Here is a 15,141-nt window from a genome sequence, read left to right as displayed (position 1 = left end):
CCGTTTACCCCCGATGGCGCTACGTTTATCAGTCCTGTGGCGACGATCGCAGGTCGCCCCACAACCTTAAAAACTTAAGGTTGGCTTAATGTTGCTTTGCGAGGATCGGCGCACTTAGTTGATGGACATACCATAATGCTGAAGCGCGTTTTAAAAAGACCGACCCTCGGACACATTACCTGGCTGTTACTCCTTTCATTCTACATCGCCGTCTGTCTGAACATCGCTTTCTACAAGCAGGTGATGCAAGCCCTGCCGCTGGATTCAATGCACAACGTGCTGGTGTTTTTATCCATGCCGCTTGTCGCGTTTAGCGTCATCAATATCGTACTGACGCTGGCGTCGTTCCTGTGGCTTAACCGCCCGCTGGCCTGCCTCTTTATTCTGACGGGCGCCGCCGCGCAATACTTCATCATGACCTACGGCATCGTCATGGACCGCTCCATGATCGCCAACATGATGGATACCACACCGGCAGAAACGTTCGCGCTGGTCACGCCGCAAATGGCGCTTACGCTGGGATTAAGCGGCCTTCTGGCGGCGGTAATCGCCTGTAGCATCAAAATCAAACCGACCTCTCTGACATTACGCAGCGGCGCGTATCGCGCCCTCAACGTGCTGGCTTCGCTTCTGCTGATCGTGCTGGTCGCCGCCTGCTTCTACAAAGATTACGCCTCGCTTTTTCGCAATAACAAAGAGCTGATCAAGTCTCTCAGCCCGTCGAACAGCCTGGTCGCCAGTTGGTCGTGGTATTCACATGAGCAACTCGCCAACCTGCCTTTGGTACGCATTGGCGAAGATGCGCATCGCAATCCCGCGATGCTGAAAGAAAAACGGCATAATCTGACCATCCTGATCGTCGGCGAAACCTCGCGTGGGGATAACTTCTCGCTGTCTGGCTATTCACGGCAAACCAACCCGCGTCTGGCGCAGGATAATGTGGTCTACTTCCCGCACACCACCTCCTGCGGCACCGCAACGGCGATCTCGGTTCCCTGCATGTTTTCCGGTATGCCGCGTAAACACTACAACGAAGGGCTGGCGCACCATCAGGAAGGGTTGCTGGACATCATTCAGCGAGCCGGAGTTAGCGTGCTGTGGAACGATAACGACGGCGGCTGTAAAGGCGCCTGCGATCGCGTGCCGCATCAGGATATGACCGCGCTGAAATTGCCGGGTCAGTGCATTAACAGCGAATGTTACGACGAAGTGCTCTTTCACGGGCTGGAGGAATACATCGATAAACTCCAGGGCGACGGCGTCATTGTGCTGCACACCATCGGCAGCCACGGCCCGACCTATTATCACCGTTATCCGCCGCAGTTTGCGCAATTTACCCCGACCTGCGACACCAATGAAATTCAGACCTGTTCGCAGCAACAGTTAGTGAATACTTACGATAATACCGTACTGTACGTGGACTATATTGTTGATAAGGCAATCAATATATTAAAAGCGCATCAGGATAAATTCACCACCAGCCTGGTCTATCTTTCCGACCACGGTGAATCTTTAGGAGAAAATGGCGTCTATTTGCATGGGCTGCCATACGCCATTGCGCCGGATGCGCAAAAGCATATCCCGATGCTCCTCTGGCTCTCGGAGGATTATCAGAAACGTTACCGGACAGACCTGACATGTTTGCAAAAGCGGGCAGCCCAGGAGGATTTCTCGCAGGACAACCTTTTCTCAACCATGCTCGGATTAACGGGCGTACAGACCAGGAACTACCAGGCCGCAGACGATATTCTGCAACCTTGCAGGAGGCTAACTGAATGAAAATTCTGATTGTTGAAGACGATACGCTGTTATTACAGGGACTGATACTTGCTGCACAAACGGAGGGTTACGCCTGCGACGGCGTTTCTACCGCCCGGGCGGCGGAACACTGTCTGGAAACAGGGCATTACAGCCTGGTCGTGCTGGATCTTGGGTTGCCTGATGAGGACGGTCTGCATTTTCTGACGCGAATAAGACAGAAAAAATACACCCTTCCGGTATTGATCCTCACCGCCCGCGACACGCTCAACGACCGCATCACCGGGCTGGATGTCGGGGCGGATGATTATCTGGTAAAGCCGTTTGCGCTGGAGGAGTTACATGCGCGTATTCGCGCGCTGCTGCGTCGTCATCACAATCAGGGTGAAAGCGAATTGACCGTCGGCAATCTGATGCTGAATCTGGGGCGTCGTCAGGTGTGGCTGGCCGGGCAAGAGCTTATCTTAACGCCCAAAGAGTATGCGCTGCTGTCGCGGCTGATGCTCAAAGCAGGCAGCCCGGTACACCGTGAAATCTTGTATAACGACATCTATAACTGGGATAACGAACCGTCAACCAATACCCTGGAAGTGCATATTCACAACCTGCGCGACAAAGTGGGGAAATCACGTATCCGCACGGTGCGCGGGTTTGGTTATATGCTGGTTGCCGTTGAGGAAAACTAAGTGAACCTTACGCGTTTTCTGCACAGACCGATGACCCTTCGTCAGCGTCTGATGCTGACCATTGGCTCTATCCTGCTGGTGCTGCAACTGATCAGCACCTTCTGGCTATGGCACGAGAGCACCGAACAGATTGAGCTTTTCGAGCAGGCGCTGCTGGAGGACAGGAATAACGATCGGCACATCAGGCATGAGGTTCGCGAAGCGGTCGCCAGCCTGATCGTTCCCGCCGTGTTTATGGTCAGCCTGACGCTGCTGATCTGCTATCAGGCCGTCCGGCGCATCACCCGCCCGCTTGCCGACCTGCAAAAAGAGCTGGAAGCCCGCACGGCCGATAACCTGACGCCCATCGACATTCACAGCTCGACGATTGAAATTGAAGCCGTTGTCTCGGCGCTTAACCAACTGGTCACTCGCCTGACGACAACGCTGGAGAATGAACGCCTGTTCACCGCCGACGTCGCCCACGAGCTACGCACGCCGCTGGCGGGCGTGCGTCTGCATCTGGAACTGCTGGCGAAAGCGCACAACGTTAACGTCACGCCGCTGATTGCGCGTCTTGATCAAATGATGGACAGCGTTTCGCAGCTGCTGCAATTAGCACGCGTGGGGCAGTCGTTCTCATCCGGTAATTACCAGTCGGTGAAGCTGCTGGATGACGTGATCCTGCCCTCTTACGATGAGCTGAACACCATGCTGGAAACACGCCAGCAGACGCTGCAACTGCCGGAAAGCACAGCAGACGCCACCGTGCGCGGCGATGCCACGCTACTGCGTATGCTGTTGCGTAATCTTGTGGAAAATGCGCACCGCTACAGTCCGAAAGGGTCAACCATCACCATTATCCTCAATAATGCGGAAAGCGACGCGATGATGGCCGTCGAAGACGAAGGGCCGGGAATTGATGAAAGTAAATGCGGGGAGTTAAGTGAAGCGTTTGTCCGCATGGACAGCCGCTATGGCGGTATCGGGCTGGGGTTGAGCATCGTCTCCCGCATCACGCAGCTGCACCACGGGCAATTCTTTTTGCAAAACCGTGTGGGAACGACGGGAACCCGCGCGTGGGTGCTGTTGAAAAGAGATCAGTAAGTCGTGACCCAGACATACAGGAAACTGCTGACAATCAGCATACTGAACAGGGTTGTCAGACTTTCATACATTCGCGTTTTCATCACACTCTCCTCCGATGGTCTGGAGGAGAGTATGCCTGACGAAGATTAAGCGAACATTAAGATTTGTCGACCTGATAAACGCAGCCTGTAGGCCTGATAAGCGTAGCACCATCAGGCGGTGCGCTAAAGCTTACTCGTCAATACGCGGATGCTGCTGCACTAACCGCGAACGTTTAGCCTGCAACTCCTCAATCTCCTGATCGATATCTTCGATTTTCTGCTCGATATTATCGTAGTGCTCGCCAAGGATTTCTTTCGCTTCCTGGATATCCGAGGCCGCTGGCGTCGCCCCTTTCAGCGGACGGTTGGCGGTCTCTTTCATGGTAATACCGGTAATAAAACCGACGACCGCAATCGCCATCAGGTAATAGGCTGGCATCATCAGGTTCTGCGAGCTTTCCACCAGCCAGGCGGCCAGAGTCGGCGTCAGACCCGCAATCAGCACCGAGATATTAAACGCCGCCGCCAGCGCGCTGTAACGGATGTGCGTCGGGAACATCGCTGGCAGAGAAGAGGCCATCACCCCGGTAAAGCAGTTCAGGATCACCGCCAGCATCAGCAGACCGGCAAAAATCAGGCCGATAATATTACTGTTGATCAGAATAAAGGCCGGAATAGCCAGCGCAAACAGCGCGATACTGCCCATAATCACAAACGGACGACGACCGAAACGGTCACTGAGCAGCCCCATCACCGGCTGCACAAACAGCATCCCGATCATGATGGCGATAATAATCAGCACGCCGTGGTCTTCCGAGTAGTGCAGGTTATGCGACAGGTAGCTCGGCATATAGGTGAGCAGCATGTAGTAGGTCACGTTGGTGGCAATCACCAGGCCGATACACGCCAGCAGGCTGCGCCAGTGTTTGGTTGCAATCTCTTTAAAGGAGACTTTTGGCCCTTCCTGCAAACCTTCGCGATCGCCCTGCTCCAGCTTATCCACATGCTGCTGGAAGGCCGGGGTCTCTTCCAGCGCATGACGCAGATAAAGACCAATGATCCCTAGCGGCAGTGCGATGAAAAACGGAATACGCCAGCCCCAGTCGAGGAAATTCTCCTCGCCGACAACGGTGGAGATCAGCACCACCACGCCTGCGCCCAGCACGAAGCCCGCAATGGAGCCGAAGTCCAGCCAGCTTCCCATAAAGCCGCGTTTACGGTCTGGCGAGTATTCGGCGACAAAGATCGACGCGCCGGTATATTCGCCGCCGACCGAGAAGCCCTGCGCCATCTTACACAGCAGCAACAGTATCGGCGCCCAGATGCCGATAGAGGCATAAGAGGGGATCAACCCGATACAGAATGTACTGATCGACATAATCACAATCGTGATGGCAAGAATCTTCTGGCGACCATATTTATCGCCGAGCATACCGAAGAATAAGCCGCCAAGCGGTCGAATCAGGAAGGGAACGGAGAAGGTGGCAAGTGCGGCAATCATCTGCACGCTGGGGTCAGCCCCCGGGAAAAACACTTTACCTAACGCGTAGGCGACAAACCCATAAACACCAAAATCAAACCACTCCATCGCATTACCCAGCGAGGCTGCGGTAATCGCTTTACGCAGTTTACCATCATCAATAATGGTCACATCGCGAAGCGTAATCGGTTTTACTTTTTTCCTTTTCAGCATAGCTGTCCTCGTAGACTAAGCCCTGTCTCGCTACATACTGCATTCATTGGCGCACAAAGCGCTAACGTCACCGTCGAGCGTTGGAATCGTGCGGGCACAATTCCTCGTAGAACAAGCGTAGCAGGTTTACTTACACTGACTGGTCAAGGTCTGTACAACCGAACCTGTTGACGCCTGATTGGGCGGTTAATGACCTCTTTACCCTACCAGTGTTTAAATTTGTGATCAACTTCACACATATATTGCCGTTTCGTCAGCGGGCGTAAATAAGGGCATTTTTATCTGTATTTTTACATTGTCAGCAAAGCGCATTATTGACAATAAATGAGAGGCGATTTCGTTATTCTTTTCGAAATATCACGTCCGTCACTATTATGCTGCTAGCAAAAAATCCGCCATAACTCTTCACAAACAATTTACAGCATTTTTAATAATCATCGCGTTCCCTGGCCTTTACGCAAAATATGTGATGAAGATAACTAAAACAGTGTTTTATTTTGATTGAATCAATATTCCACTGAATGCAAGATAACACCCGACGCAACATCCCTGAGGATTGTGACAAACAGACGTATGCCACATTCGATTATGTATCACGCAGGGAGAAAGAGGGTTTCCCGCCGTTCTCTTTGTGAAATAACAAATTGAAATTAAATAATATTTATCGACTTGTCCGTTAGTTCCGCGCGACAAGATGTGAGGACTTTTATGAAAATTAAAGCCACGATTGAACGCATCCCTGGCGGGATGATGTTGATCCCTCTGCTGCTCGGCGCAATTTTAAATACCCTGGCCCCGGATACCGGCGCCTATTTTGGTTCATTTACAAAAGGCATGATCAGCGGCACCGTGCCGATTCTGGCCGTCTGGTTCTTCTGTATTGGCGCCTCGATTGATTTGCGCGCTACCGGGACGGTATTACGTAAATCGGGTACGCTGGTTATTACTAAAATAGCCGTGGCGTGGGTGGTCGCGATGATTGCCGCCTCGTTTATCCCGGATACCGGTATTCAAACCGGTTTCTTCGCCGGTTTGTCCGTACTGGCGATCGTCTCCGCAATGGACATGACCAACGGCGGCCTGTACGCCAGCCTGATGAACCAGTACGGCACCAAAGAAGAGTCCGGCGCGTTCGTCCTGATGTCTCTGGAATCTGGCCCGCTGATGACAATGGTGATTCTGGGTTCCGCAGGCCTCGCCTCTTTCGAACCGCATCACTTTGTCGGCGCCGTGCTGCCGTTCCTGATTGGCTTCACATTAGGCAACCTGGACCACGACCTGCGCGCATTCTTCAGCAAAGCTACGCCGGTGCTGATCCCGTTCTTCGGCTTTGCGCTGGGTAACACCATTAACCTGAGCGTGATTGTCGATACCGGCCTGCTGGGCATCCTGCTGGGTGTCGCGGTTATCATTATTACCGGTATCCCGTTGATTATCGCAGACCGCGTCATTGGCGGCGGTAACGGCACTGCGGGCGTCGCGGCCTCCTCTGCGGCAGGCGCTGCGGTAGCGAACCCGGTGATCATCGCGCAGATTAACCCGGCGTTTGAACCCGTCGCCGCGTCCGCCACGGCGCTGGTTGCCGCCAGCGTGATTGTGACGGCGATTCTGGTTCCGATTATCACCGCCCTGTATGCAAAACGTTTCGGCAACGTCCCGGCGCCGGGCAACGCGGAGGCAAACCCAACGGAATCCCTCCATCACTAAACGTCATACGTCCCCTCTCAGCCCACGAGAGGGGACGGCGCAAAAATCTCCTCAATCATCGCATCCACCAGTCGCTGTGCCGAACACAGCCTTGGCATCCCCAACGCCACCGTCTGCCAGCGCTGGGTCACTGACCAGCACACCGGATGTTTATCGGGATCGCACCAGTCGCCAATCCAGCTCAACATGTCATTGTGCTCCCCCGCGCCGGCCACGGCGGGCGAATGAAGCCACTGATGGTAATAATGACGCGTGGTGGGCGCGGCGTGAATACTGTGCGCCAGATAATCGGTAGCCATCGCGCGCAAATTATCTTTCAGCATCGCGACCACTTCCATATTGCCCAACCGACAGGCATCGCCAAACGGCCCCCAGCGCAGCTCCTCCAGCGCGACAAAACAGCGCCCCGGCAATGACCAGCCGTCATAGGCTCCGGCGCGCCAGCGGGTAAAAATCTGCTCGCTGTGTTCGCCCGCCTGCACCGTCAATCCACGCCGGGTCAGCGCCTTCTCTTTATGTTCGCTGCGCCGGGCAAACCCGTCGCTCAGCGCCGCTAACTGCTGCGTGATGCCAGGAATAGCTTGCCCTCTGGGGCTTTCCGTCTGTTGCAGAAGGGTCAATTGCCGGGAAATGCGCGTCAGCGCCAGATGGCCGGGATCGAGCATCCCCGCCAGTTTTTCCACCAGCTTAAGACGCATCATCAGATGCTCATTGAATACGCCCGCCATGACCCAGGCGCGAAGCTGCGTCTGGCTCAGAATTTCTTGCGTCAGGCGTTCGCGAAAACGCTGCTGCTGTTGCAGGTTGCCGCCAGGTCGCTTCGGCTCTTCTCCCTGAACCAGATCGACCATAAACTTCGGGTGGATGCATTCCAGCATCCGTCCCGGGCCTTCCAGTAACACGTTCGTCATGAGTGCTCGGCTGCAAAAAGGGTCTGGATATCATCACGTAACAGGCGGGAATCTTCATGAATCCACCGGGTGGCGGAGATACTGTGCTGTAACTGTTGGCTCAGTCTGTTCACAACCGATTCATGTTGCTGGCGCGTCACCAGACTCTCGCGCAAGCTCTCCTGCAATCCCGACAGACACAACGAAAAATCGGCAAAAAAGGTCGCCATACCTGCCGTAACAGAAACATCGACCTGGGCATCTAAAGCTTTATGAATTTGTTGGAAGAAATGGCTGACATGCTGGATCAGAGTGTTATGCAATGCCGTTATATCAATGACATAGCGTGTCCTGGCTTCCACATAATCATTCCATCCCCAGTTCGGTTGATTCAGCCAGCGCGCAAAGGTGTCGCGCACGCCGCCCGCGCGAGGCGCGGCGCCTTCCGGCGGGTTCTCCTGAGCGACCGCCTCGCTAAACAACGGTTGAGTATTGAAGTTAAACATACTGGCATGAAACGTCGGGAAGCTGATTCGCGCCCGGAACCCCGCCTGGCTCAGATCGTCTTTTACCCGCGCCTCAATTGGCCGCATCGCGTCATTTAACACCCGGCTTAGCGTCGATTCGAGCTGTTCGAAGCGCAGCGCCAGATCGCGGCTAATATTCTCCTGCGCCGCCAGTAATACCGCTTCGCATGACGCACGCATTTTGCTTAAAACGACCTGCGCCTGCCTTTCGTTATGCAGCACCAGCGTTTCGCCCTCGACCACCGCCTCCTGCTCAGGGGAAAGGGGATCGCGCGGCAGCCACGCCACTACGCTCTCTTCGCGAAAAAGCGGCGCGATGCGGTGCAAAATATCGGCCTGCTGCTGGCTCAGGAACGTGTTTGCCGCCTCCATCATCCGTTCAACTTCATGGCCAACCTCATCGCTCACGCGATCCTGGCTCACCTGAAGCTGTCGCATATCTTCTTCGACGCGGGAAATATTGACCTGCAACGCGTCATGCGCCACCGTCAGCCCGTGATAGCGAAAATCCAGATATTCACGCGCGCGCTGTGCGTAATTCAATAACTTATGCGACGCCGACCGGAGCGCATACAGTGAGGCGTTGGCGTAAGCGGCGTGAATCAGTCGCTGTACGGGCTGTTCAAATAGCGAATCTTCCCACAGCAGATCGGCGGCATGACGAATATGTTCGATATCATCAAGATCGGCGCTCCGCCAGCGCCTGCCGAGCGCGGCCTCGGCAAAATCCTGCACCCAGCGCTGTTCCTGATGATCCGGCAACCGCCCGTGCACCCGCAGTTCGTGACGCGCGCGATTCGCCAGATACCCCCACATGGAAGAGACCGGAAAAATTTGCCCGGGCGTAATGCTGCCATTCATCAGCGTGCCGGAAATCAGCGCGCGAACCTGTTCTTCATCGTCGCTGTTGCGGTCTTTCTGATCAAACTTATTCACCAGTGCGTACAGCGGCACGGATTTCCCCACCGCCGCAATGGCCTGGCGCACCTCTTCATCCGAAATGGATTTCAGTTGGGTGTAATCCATCACCGCCAGTACGGCAGAAGCGCGCGCCAGCTGTTCATTAAGCATCTTTTGCAGGTGCGGTTGCCCGGCTTCATTAGGGCCGGGCGTATCCAGTAGCGTCAGTTGCCCCGGATAGTTCTCCAGCCCCGCCAGATGCACAAACTCCACCTCAATCACCGGAATATGTTCAATCGCGGCATACGCCGCAAAAGGAAAATCGACCCCCAGCGCTTTTGACAAGCGCACCAGATCGTTCAGGCTTTTCAGACAGTGGAAGATGGGCTGCGCGCCCAGGTAATGACGCTCAAAAGCCACGCCCTTTTCAATTCGCTGGAGCAGCGCATTCATGTCTTTATCGATTTCCAGCACCTGGGTCAGATGCTGGCGATCGCACGCCTGCATACGCTGTTGCAGCGTTTGCATGAGCGTATCAATCGGCGCAACGTGAGAAAAATGCAGCACCGGCTCTTTCTGCCCTGGCGTATGGCGAATCAGCGTCGGTAACGCCGTCATCGGCCGATTACGGTTGGGCAGGACTTCGGTTCCGACAATGGCGTTAATTGTCGTCGACTTCCCAGCCTTCATCGTCCCGACAATCGCCAGCACCATCTCCAGGCGCGTTATTTTACGTAGCTCATTATTGAGCGTGCCGTGCTGAGCCTCCACGTCACGCCCGCTAACAGGCTGAGGCCGGGTATTTTCATTCCCTTCCCCCCCTTCCTGAGCGGCGCCATCCAGCGAAGCCACAGGCAGTTGTTGCAATAACTGGAGATGTTCCAGAGAAAGCAGCAACAATCTTTCCGCTTCCTGGCTTAATTCATATATTGTCTGTGTGTACATGGAAAATCTTTCCTTAACGCAAACTTTATTACTTTTATTTAGCCGGATGATTTTATTTGTTTGCTTTTCGGCTTTTATAATTACGTGTGGAAATAATTTTATTAAAATAACTTATTGTTAATATTAGAGATATTTTTATCAACCACACCTGTCTCTCTTACTGTGTAAAAGTAAGAGGGATAAAGATTTATAACGCGTCTGGTCGTTCCTCTCACCTTATCTTAAATAGTAAAACGTAGCAATTTCCCTTAAAAAAATAGTCATGACATTTTTCTTACCCTGGCGGCAACCTTCAGCCACAGGTTGTCGTATCCTTAAATTGCGAGTAGTCCCGACAACGTTAAGGATTTTGTGTATAATTGCGGCCTTTTTCGGCAATCTGCCATTTTTTGGGCGCTTTTGCCCCTGCTGACTTTTTTGAGGAAATCGACATGTCATTACCCCATTGCCCACAATGCAACTCCGAATATACCTACGAAGATAACGGCATGTTCATCTGCCCGGAATGCGCCCATGAATGGAACGACGCAGAACCGGCGCAGGACAGCGACGAGCTGATCGTAAAAGATGCCAACGGCAACCTGCTGGCAGACGGCGACAGCGTGACCGTTGTTAAAGATCTGAAAGTAAAAGGCAGTTCTTCCATGCTGAAAATTGGCACCAAAGTGAAGAACATCCGTCTGGTTGAAGGCGACCACAACATTGATTGCAAGATCGATGGCTTTGGCCCGATGAAGCTGAAATCTGAGTTCGTGAAAAAGAACTGATTTTTCCAGGCCCGGTAAGGCGTTTACGCCGCCATCCGGTATTTATTGCCCGGTGGCGCTTCGCTTACCGGGCCTACGATAACTACACTTAACTGGCTTCTCTTACCTGAGGTCACGATTATGCCGTTAAGTCCCTACATCTCTTTTGCCGGTCACTGTGCCGACGCTATCGCGTACTACCACAAAACGTTAGGCGCGGAACTCCTCTATAAAATCACCTTTGGTGAAATGCCCCCGCCTGAGCAGGGCAGCGAAGACGGTTGCCCGTCAGGCATGCAATTCCCTGATACCTCCATCGCCCACGCCAACGTACGCATTGCAGGCAGCGACATCATGATGAGCGACGCCGTCGCGTCGGGGAACGCGAGTTACTCCGGCTTTACGCTGGTGCTCGACACGCAGGATGTCGCCGAAGGGAAACGCTGGTTTGATAACCTAGCCGCACAGGGACAAATCGAAATGGACTGGCAGGAAACCTTCTGGGCGCACGGTTTCGGGAAAGTGACCGATCAATATGGCGTACCGTGGATGATCAATGTGGTGAAACAGCCGCAGCCGACAGAGTAAACCGACGGGAGGCGCGCCCTCCCGTGCTGTCATCGAAGCCCCTTCAATTCTTCATCGTCAAGTAACCATCCCTTAACTAAAACGTCACATTAATCCGCCACGATGGGGCCACTTTTTTAGGGAGGCCGCATCATGCAAACGGTTATTCGCGTCGAGAAACTCTCCAAAACGTTCAATCAGCATCAGGCGCTGCATGCGGTTGATCTGAACATCTCTTCCGGTGAGATGGTGGCTCTGCTTGGGCCTTCCGGTTCCGGCAAATCCACCCTTTTACGTCACCTAAGCGGTTTGATTACCGGCGATAAAGCGCCGGGCTGCCATGTCGAGCTGCTGGGCCGCACGGTACAGCGTGAGGGCAAACTGGCGCGGGACATCCGCAAAAGCCGCGCTCACACCGGCTACATCTTCCAGCAGTTCAACCTCGTGAACCGTCTGACCGTACTGGAGAACGTGCTGATTGGCGCGCTCGGCAGCACGCCGTTCTGGCGTACCTGTTTTAGCTGGTTCACCCAGGCGCAGAAGCAGCGCGCGTTACAGGCGCTGACCCGCGTCGGGATGGCGCACTTCGCGCATCAGCGCGTATCGACGCTTTCCGGCGGACAGCAGCAGCGCGTTGCTATCGCCAGGGCATTGATGCAGCAGGCGAAAGTGATCCTCGCCGATGAGCCGATCGCTTCGCTGGACCCGGAGTCGGCACGCATTGTGATGGACACCCTGCGCGACATTAACCAGACCGACGGCATCACCGTGGTCGTCACGCTGCATCAGGTGGATTACGCCCTGCGCTACTGCGAACGCATTGTGGCGTTGCGTCAGGGGCATGTGTTCTATGACGGCAGCAGCCAGCACTTTGATAACGATCGTTTTGACCATCTCTACCGCAGCATGAACCGCGTCGAACAGAACGCGCAGGCTGCTTAACATCCCCACAATGAGGAATGGAAATGAGCTACAAAGCCGTTGCCGCGCTGGCGTTCACCAGCATGTTCAGCATCAGCACCTTGTTAAGCCCGGCACATGCGGAAGAACAGGAAAAAGCACTGAACTTTGGCATTATTTCGACCGAATCACAGCAAAACCTGAAGCCGCAGTGGGACCCGTTCCTGAAGGACATGGAAAAGAAACTGGGCGTCAAAGTGAACGCCTTCTTCGCGCCTGACTATGCGGGCATCATTCAGGGAATGCGCTTCAACAAAGTGGATATCGCCTGGTACGGCAACCTCTCGGCGATGGAAGCCGTGGATCGCGCTAACGGTCAGGTATTTGCCCAGACCGTCGCCGCAGATGGATCGCCGGGCTACTGGAGCGTGTTGATCGTCAACAAAGACAGCCCGATCAATAACCTGGGCGATCTGATCGCCAAACGTAAAGATCTCACCTTCGGCAATGGCGATCCGAACTCCACCTCTGGCTTCCTCGTCCCCGGTTATTACGTCTTCGCCAAAAACGGCATCTCCGCCAGCGACTTCAAACGCACCGTTAACGCCAGCCACGAAACCAACGCGCTGGCCGTCGCCAACAAGCAGGTGGATGTTGCAACCAATAACACCGAAAACCTCGACAAACTGAAAACCTCCGCGCCGGACAAGCTGAAAGCACTGAAGGTTGTCTGGAAGTCGCCGCTGATCCCGGGCGATCCGATCGTCTGGCGTAAAAATCTCTCCGAAACCACCAAGGACAAGGTGTACGACTTCTTTATGAATTACGGCAAAACAGCGGAAGAGAAAACCGTGCTGGAACGCCTGGGCTGGGCGCCATTCCGCCCCTCCAGCGACCTGCAACTGGTGCCGATTCGCCAGCTGGCGCTGTTTAAAGAAATGCAGGGCGTGAAGGACAACAAAGGGCTGAACGAGAGCGAAAAAACCAGCAAAACCTCCGCGATTAAAGCGCAGCTGGACGATCTCGACCGCCTGACCGCCGCGCTGGGCGCGATGACCAGCGTCACCAAAGCGGTGCAGTAAACCTGATGCCCGGTGGCGCTTCGCTTACCGGGCCTACGATGTTCTGTAGGCCGGATAAGGCGCTTGCGCCGTCATCCGGCAATAAACGACGCACGGAGCTAAACATGCAAAGCATCACCGTCGCCCCGCCAAAGCGTAGCTGGTTCTCGCTCCTGAGCTGGGCCATCCTTTTCGCCGTCCTGGTCGTTTCGTGGAAGGGCGCCGAAATGGCCCCGCTCACGCTAATTCAGGATTCCGGCAACATGGCGACCTTCGCCGCCGACTTCTTCCCGCCGGACTTCAGCCAGTGGCAGCACTATCTGGGCGAAATGGCCGTCACCCTGCAAATCGCCGTCTGGGGCACTGCGCTGGCGGTCATTCTGTCAATTCCCTGCGGCCTGATGTGCGCCGATAACCTCGTGCCGTGGTGGATTTACCAGCCGATGCGTCGCCTGATGGACGCCTGCCGCGCGATTAACGAAATGGTTTTCGCCATGCTGTTCGTGGTCGCCGTTGGTCTCGGGCCGTTTGCCGGGGTCATGGCGCTGTTTATCCACACCACTGGCGTGCTCTCCAAGCTGCTTTCCGAAGCGGTGGAAGCCATTGAACCCGGCCCGGTTGAAGGCATTCGCGCCACCGGCGCCAACAAAATTGAAGAGATCCTCTACGGCGTGCTGCCGCAGGTTATGCCGCTGCTCATCTCCTACTCGCTGTACCGTTTTGAGTCCAACGTCCGCTCCGCCACGGTGGTCGGCATGGTGGGCGCAGGCGGCATCGGCGTCACGCTGTGGGAAGCGATTCGCGGCTTTCAGTTCCCGCAGACCTGCGCCCTGATGGTGTTAATCATCATTACCGTCAGCCTGCTGGATTTCCTCTCCCAGCGTTTGCGTAAGCACTTTATCTGATTAGCGAGGCATTGATGGCTATGTACTTGTCTACACATCCGACCAGTTACCCAACGCGCTATCAGGAGATTGCCGCGAGACTTGAGCAGGAGCTTCGCCAGCATTACCGCTGCGGCGATTACCTTCCGGCGGAACATCAGCTTGCCGCCCGCTATGAGGTGAACCGCCACACGCTGCGCCGCGCCATCGACCAGCTCGTGGAGCGCGGTTGGGTGCAGCGTCGCCAGGGCGTCGGCGTACTGGTGCTGATGCGCCCGTTCGATTACCCGCTCAATGCCCAGGCGCGCTTTAGCCAGAATCTGCTGGAACAAGGCAGTCATCCCACCAGCGAAAAACTGCTGGCAGTGCTGCGCCCGGCATCCAGCCACATCGCCGATGCGCTGAGCGTCAAAGAGGGCGATAACGTCATCCACCTGCGCACCCTGCGCCGGGTAAATGGCATCGCCCTGTGCCTGATCGACCATTACTTTTCCGACCTCGCCCTCTGGCCGCTGTTGCAGGGCTTTAACCACGGTTCGCTGCATGACTACCTGCGCGAGCAGTGCGGTCTGGCGCTACAGCGCACCCAGACGCGCATCAGCGCCCGCCGTGCGCAGGCCAAAGAGAGCAAGGTGCTGGAAATTCCCAACATGGCGCCGCTGCTGTGCGTGCGCACGCTGAACCACCGTGACGGCGAGGAAAACGCGACGGAGTACTCCGTCAGCCTGACCCGCGCCGACATGATCGAATTCACTATGGAGCACTGAC

At 55.1% G+C, this 15,141-nt stretch carries 14 protein-coding genes; 10 read left to right on the top strand and 4 right to left on the bottom strand.

The window, feature by feature from the left end:
* The first annotated feature begins 135 nt into the window (after nucleotides 1-135).
* From eptA to pmrB, 3 genes are read left to right on the top strand one after another with little or no spacing between them, the layout of a single operon-like run.
* Nucleotides 136-1,779: a phosphoethanolamine transferase EptA gene (eptA, locus tag OGX80_RS12375; RefSeq protein ID WP_115182195.1), complete on the top strand. Its 1,644-nt coding sequence runs from the start codon at nucleotides 136-138 to the stop codon at nucleotides 1,777-1,779.
* Complete coding sequence (gene pmrA / locus OGX80_RS12370) at nucleotides 1,776-2,444, top strand: two-component system response regulator PmrA (protein WP_012134524.1); 669 nt, start codon at nucleotides 1,776-1,778, stop codon at nucleotides 2,442-2,444. Before eptA ends, pmrA begins: the two co-directional genes overlap by 4 nt.
* Complete coding sequence (gene pmrB, locus OGX80_RS12365) at nucleotides 2,445-3,530, top strand: two-component system sensor histidine kinase PmrB (RefSeq protein ID WP_024130816.1); 1,086 nt, start codon at nucleotides 2,445-2,447, stop codon at nucleotides 3,528-3,530.
* Here pmrB and pmrR read toward each other — a convergent pair.
* Together pmrR and proP are read right to left on the bottom strand one after the other, a co-directional pair.
* Nucleotides 3,524-3,613: an LpxT activity modulator PmrR gene (gene pmrR / locus OGX80_RS12360; protein WP_052194426.1), complete on the bottom strand. Its 90-nt coding sequence runs from the start codon at nucleotides 3,611-3,613 to the stop codon at nucleotides 3,524-3,526. The genes pmrB and pmrR overlap by 7 nt on opposite strands.
* Nucleotides 3,614-3,743: 130 nt before the next feature.
* Nucleotides 3,744-5,246 carry a glycine betaine/L-proline transporter ProP gene (gene proP / locus OGX80_RS12355; protein ID WP_047459579.1) on the bottom strand — a complete coding sequence of 501 codons (1,503 nt, stop codon included), beginning with the start codon at nucleotides 5,244-5,246 and terminating at the stop codon, nucleotides 3,744-3,746.
* 708 nt (nucleotides 5,247-5,954) lie between these two features.
* On the opposite strand from proP, the gene kdgT reads away from it, so the two are divergent.
* On the top strand, nucleotides 5,955-6,953 hold the full coding sequence (kdgT, locus tag OGX80_RS12350) for a 2-keto-3-deoxygluconate transporter (protein WP_012134529.1): 999 nt from the start codon (nucleotides 5,955-5,957) through the stop codon (nucleotides 6,951-6,953).
* 17 nt (nucleotides 6,954-6,970) lie between these two features.
* Here kdgT and OGX80_RS12345 read toward each other — a convergent pair whose 3' ends face one another.
* On the bottom strand, nucleotides 6,971-7,864 hold the full coding sequence (locus OGX80_RS12345) for a diguanylate cyclase regulator RdcB family protein (protein WP_012134530.1): 894 nt from the start codon (nucleotides 7,862-7,864) through the stop codon (nucleotides 6,971-6,973).
* Nucleotides 7,861-10,215 carry a clamp-binding protein CrfC gene (gene crfC / locus OGX80_RS12340; RefSeq protein ID WP_115182196.1) on the bottom strand — a complete coding sequence of 785 codons (2,355 nt, stop codon included), beginning with the start codon at nucleotides 10,213-10,215 and terminating at the stop codon, nucleotides 7,861-7,863. Before crfC ends, OGX80_RS12345 begins: the two co-directional genes overlap by 4 nt.
* 431 nt (nucleotides 10,216-10,646) lie before the next feature.
* Here crfC and OGX80_RS12335 point away from each other — a divergent pair, with 431 nt between their 5' ends.
* From OGX80_RS12335 to phnF, 6 genes are all read left to right on the top strand, one after another.
* On the top strand, nucleotides 10,647-10,982 hold the full coding sequence (locus tag OGX80_RS12335) for a zinc ribbon domain-containing protein YjdM (RefSeq protein WP_003031835.1): 336 nt from the start codon (nucleotides 10,647-10,649) through the stop codon (nucleotides 10,980-10,982).
* Nucleotides 10,983-11,102: 120 nt separating this feature from the next.
* On the top strand, nucleotides 11,103-11,549 hold the full coding sequence (gene yjdN, locus OGX80_RS12330; protein ID WP_047459584.1) for a VOC family metalloprotein YjdN: 447 nt from the start codon (nucleotides 11,103-11,105) through the stop codon (nucleotides 11,547-11,549).
* A 132-nt stretch (nucleotides 11,550-11,681) separates the two neighbouring features.
* Complete coding sequence (gene phnC / locus OGX80_RS12325; RefSeq protein ID WP_012134537.1) at nucleotides 11,682-12,470, top strand: phosphonate ABC transporter ATP-binding protein; 789 nt, start codon at nucleotides 11,682-11,684, stop codon at nucleotides 12,468-12,470.
* A gap of 23 nt (nucleotides 12,471-12,493) precedes the next feature.
* The gene (gene phnD, locus OGX80_RS12320) at nucleotides 12,494-13,510 is read left to right on the top strand and encodes a phosphonate ABC transporter substrate-binding protein (RefSeq protein ID WP_115182197.1); all 1,017 of its coding nucleotides are present in this window, start codon (nucleotides 12,494-12,496) and stop codon (nucleotides 13,508-13,510) included.
* 104 nt (nucleotides 13,511-13,614) lie between these two features.
* Complete coding sequence (gene phnE / locus OGX80_RS12315; protein WP_115182198.1) at nucleotides 13,615-14,394, top strand: phosphonate ABC transporter, permease protein PhnE; 780 nt, start codon at nucleotides 13,615-13,617, stop codon at nucleotides 14,392-14,394.
* A gap of 20 nt (nucleotides 14,395-14,414) precedes the next feature.
* Entirely contained in the window at nucleotides 14,415-15,140 is a 726-nt protein-coding gene (phnF, locus tag OGX80_RS12310) for a phosphonate metabolism transcriptional regulator PhnF (RefSeq protein ID WP_115182199.1), read from the top strand.
* The last annotated feature ends 1 nt before the right edge of the window (nucleotide 15,141 follow it).

Source organism: Citrobacter sp. CK194 (genome assembly GCF_030333395.1).
Lineage (GTDB): Bacteria > Pseudomonadota > Gammaproteobacteria > Enterobacterales > Enterobacteriaceae > Citrobacter_B > Citrobacter_B koseri.
Note: the sequence above shows the minus strand (reverse complement) of the source record. Positions and strands in the feature narration are given on the sequence as shown.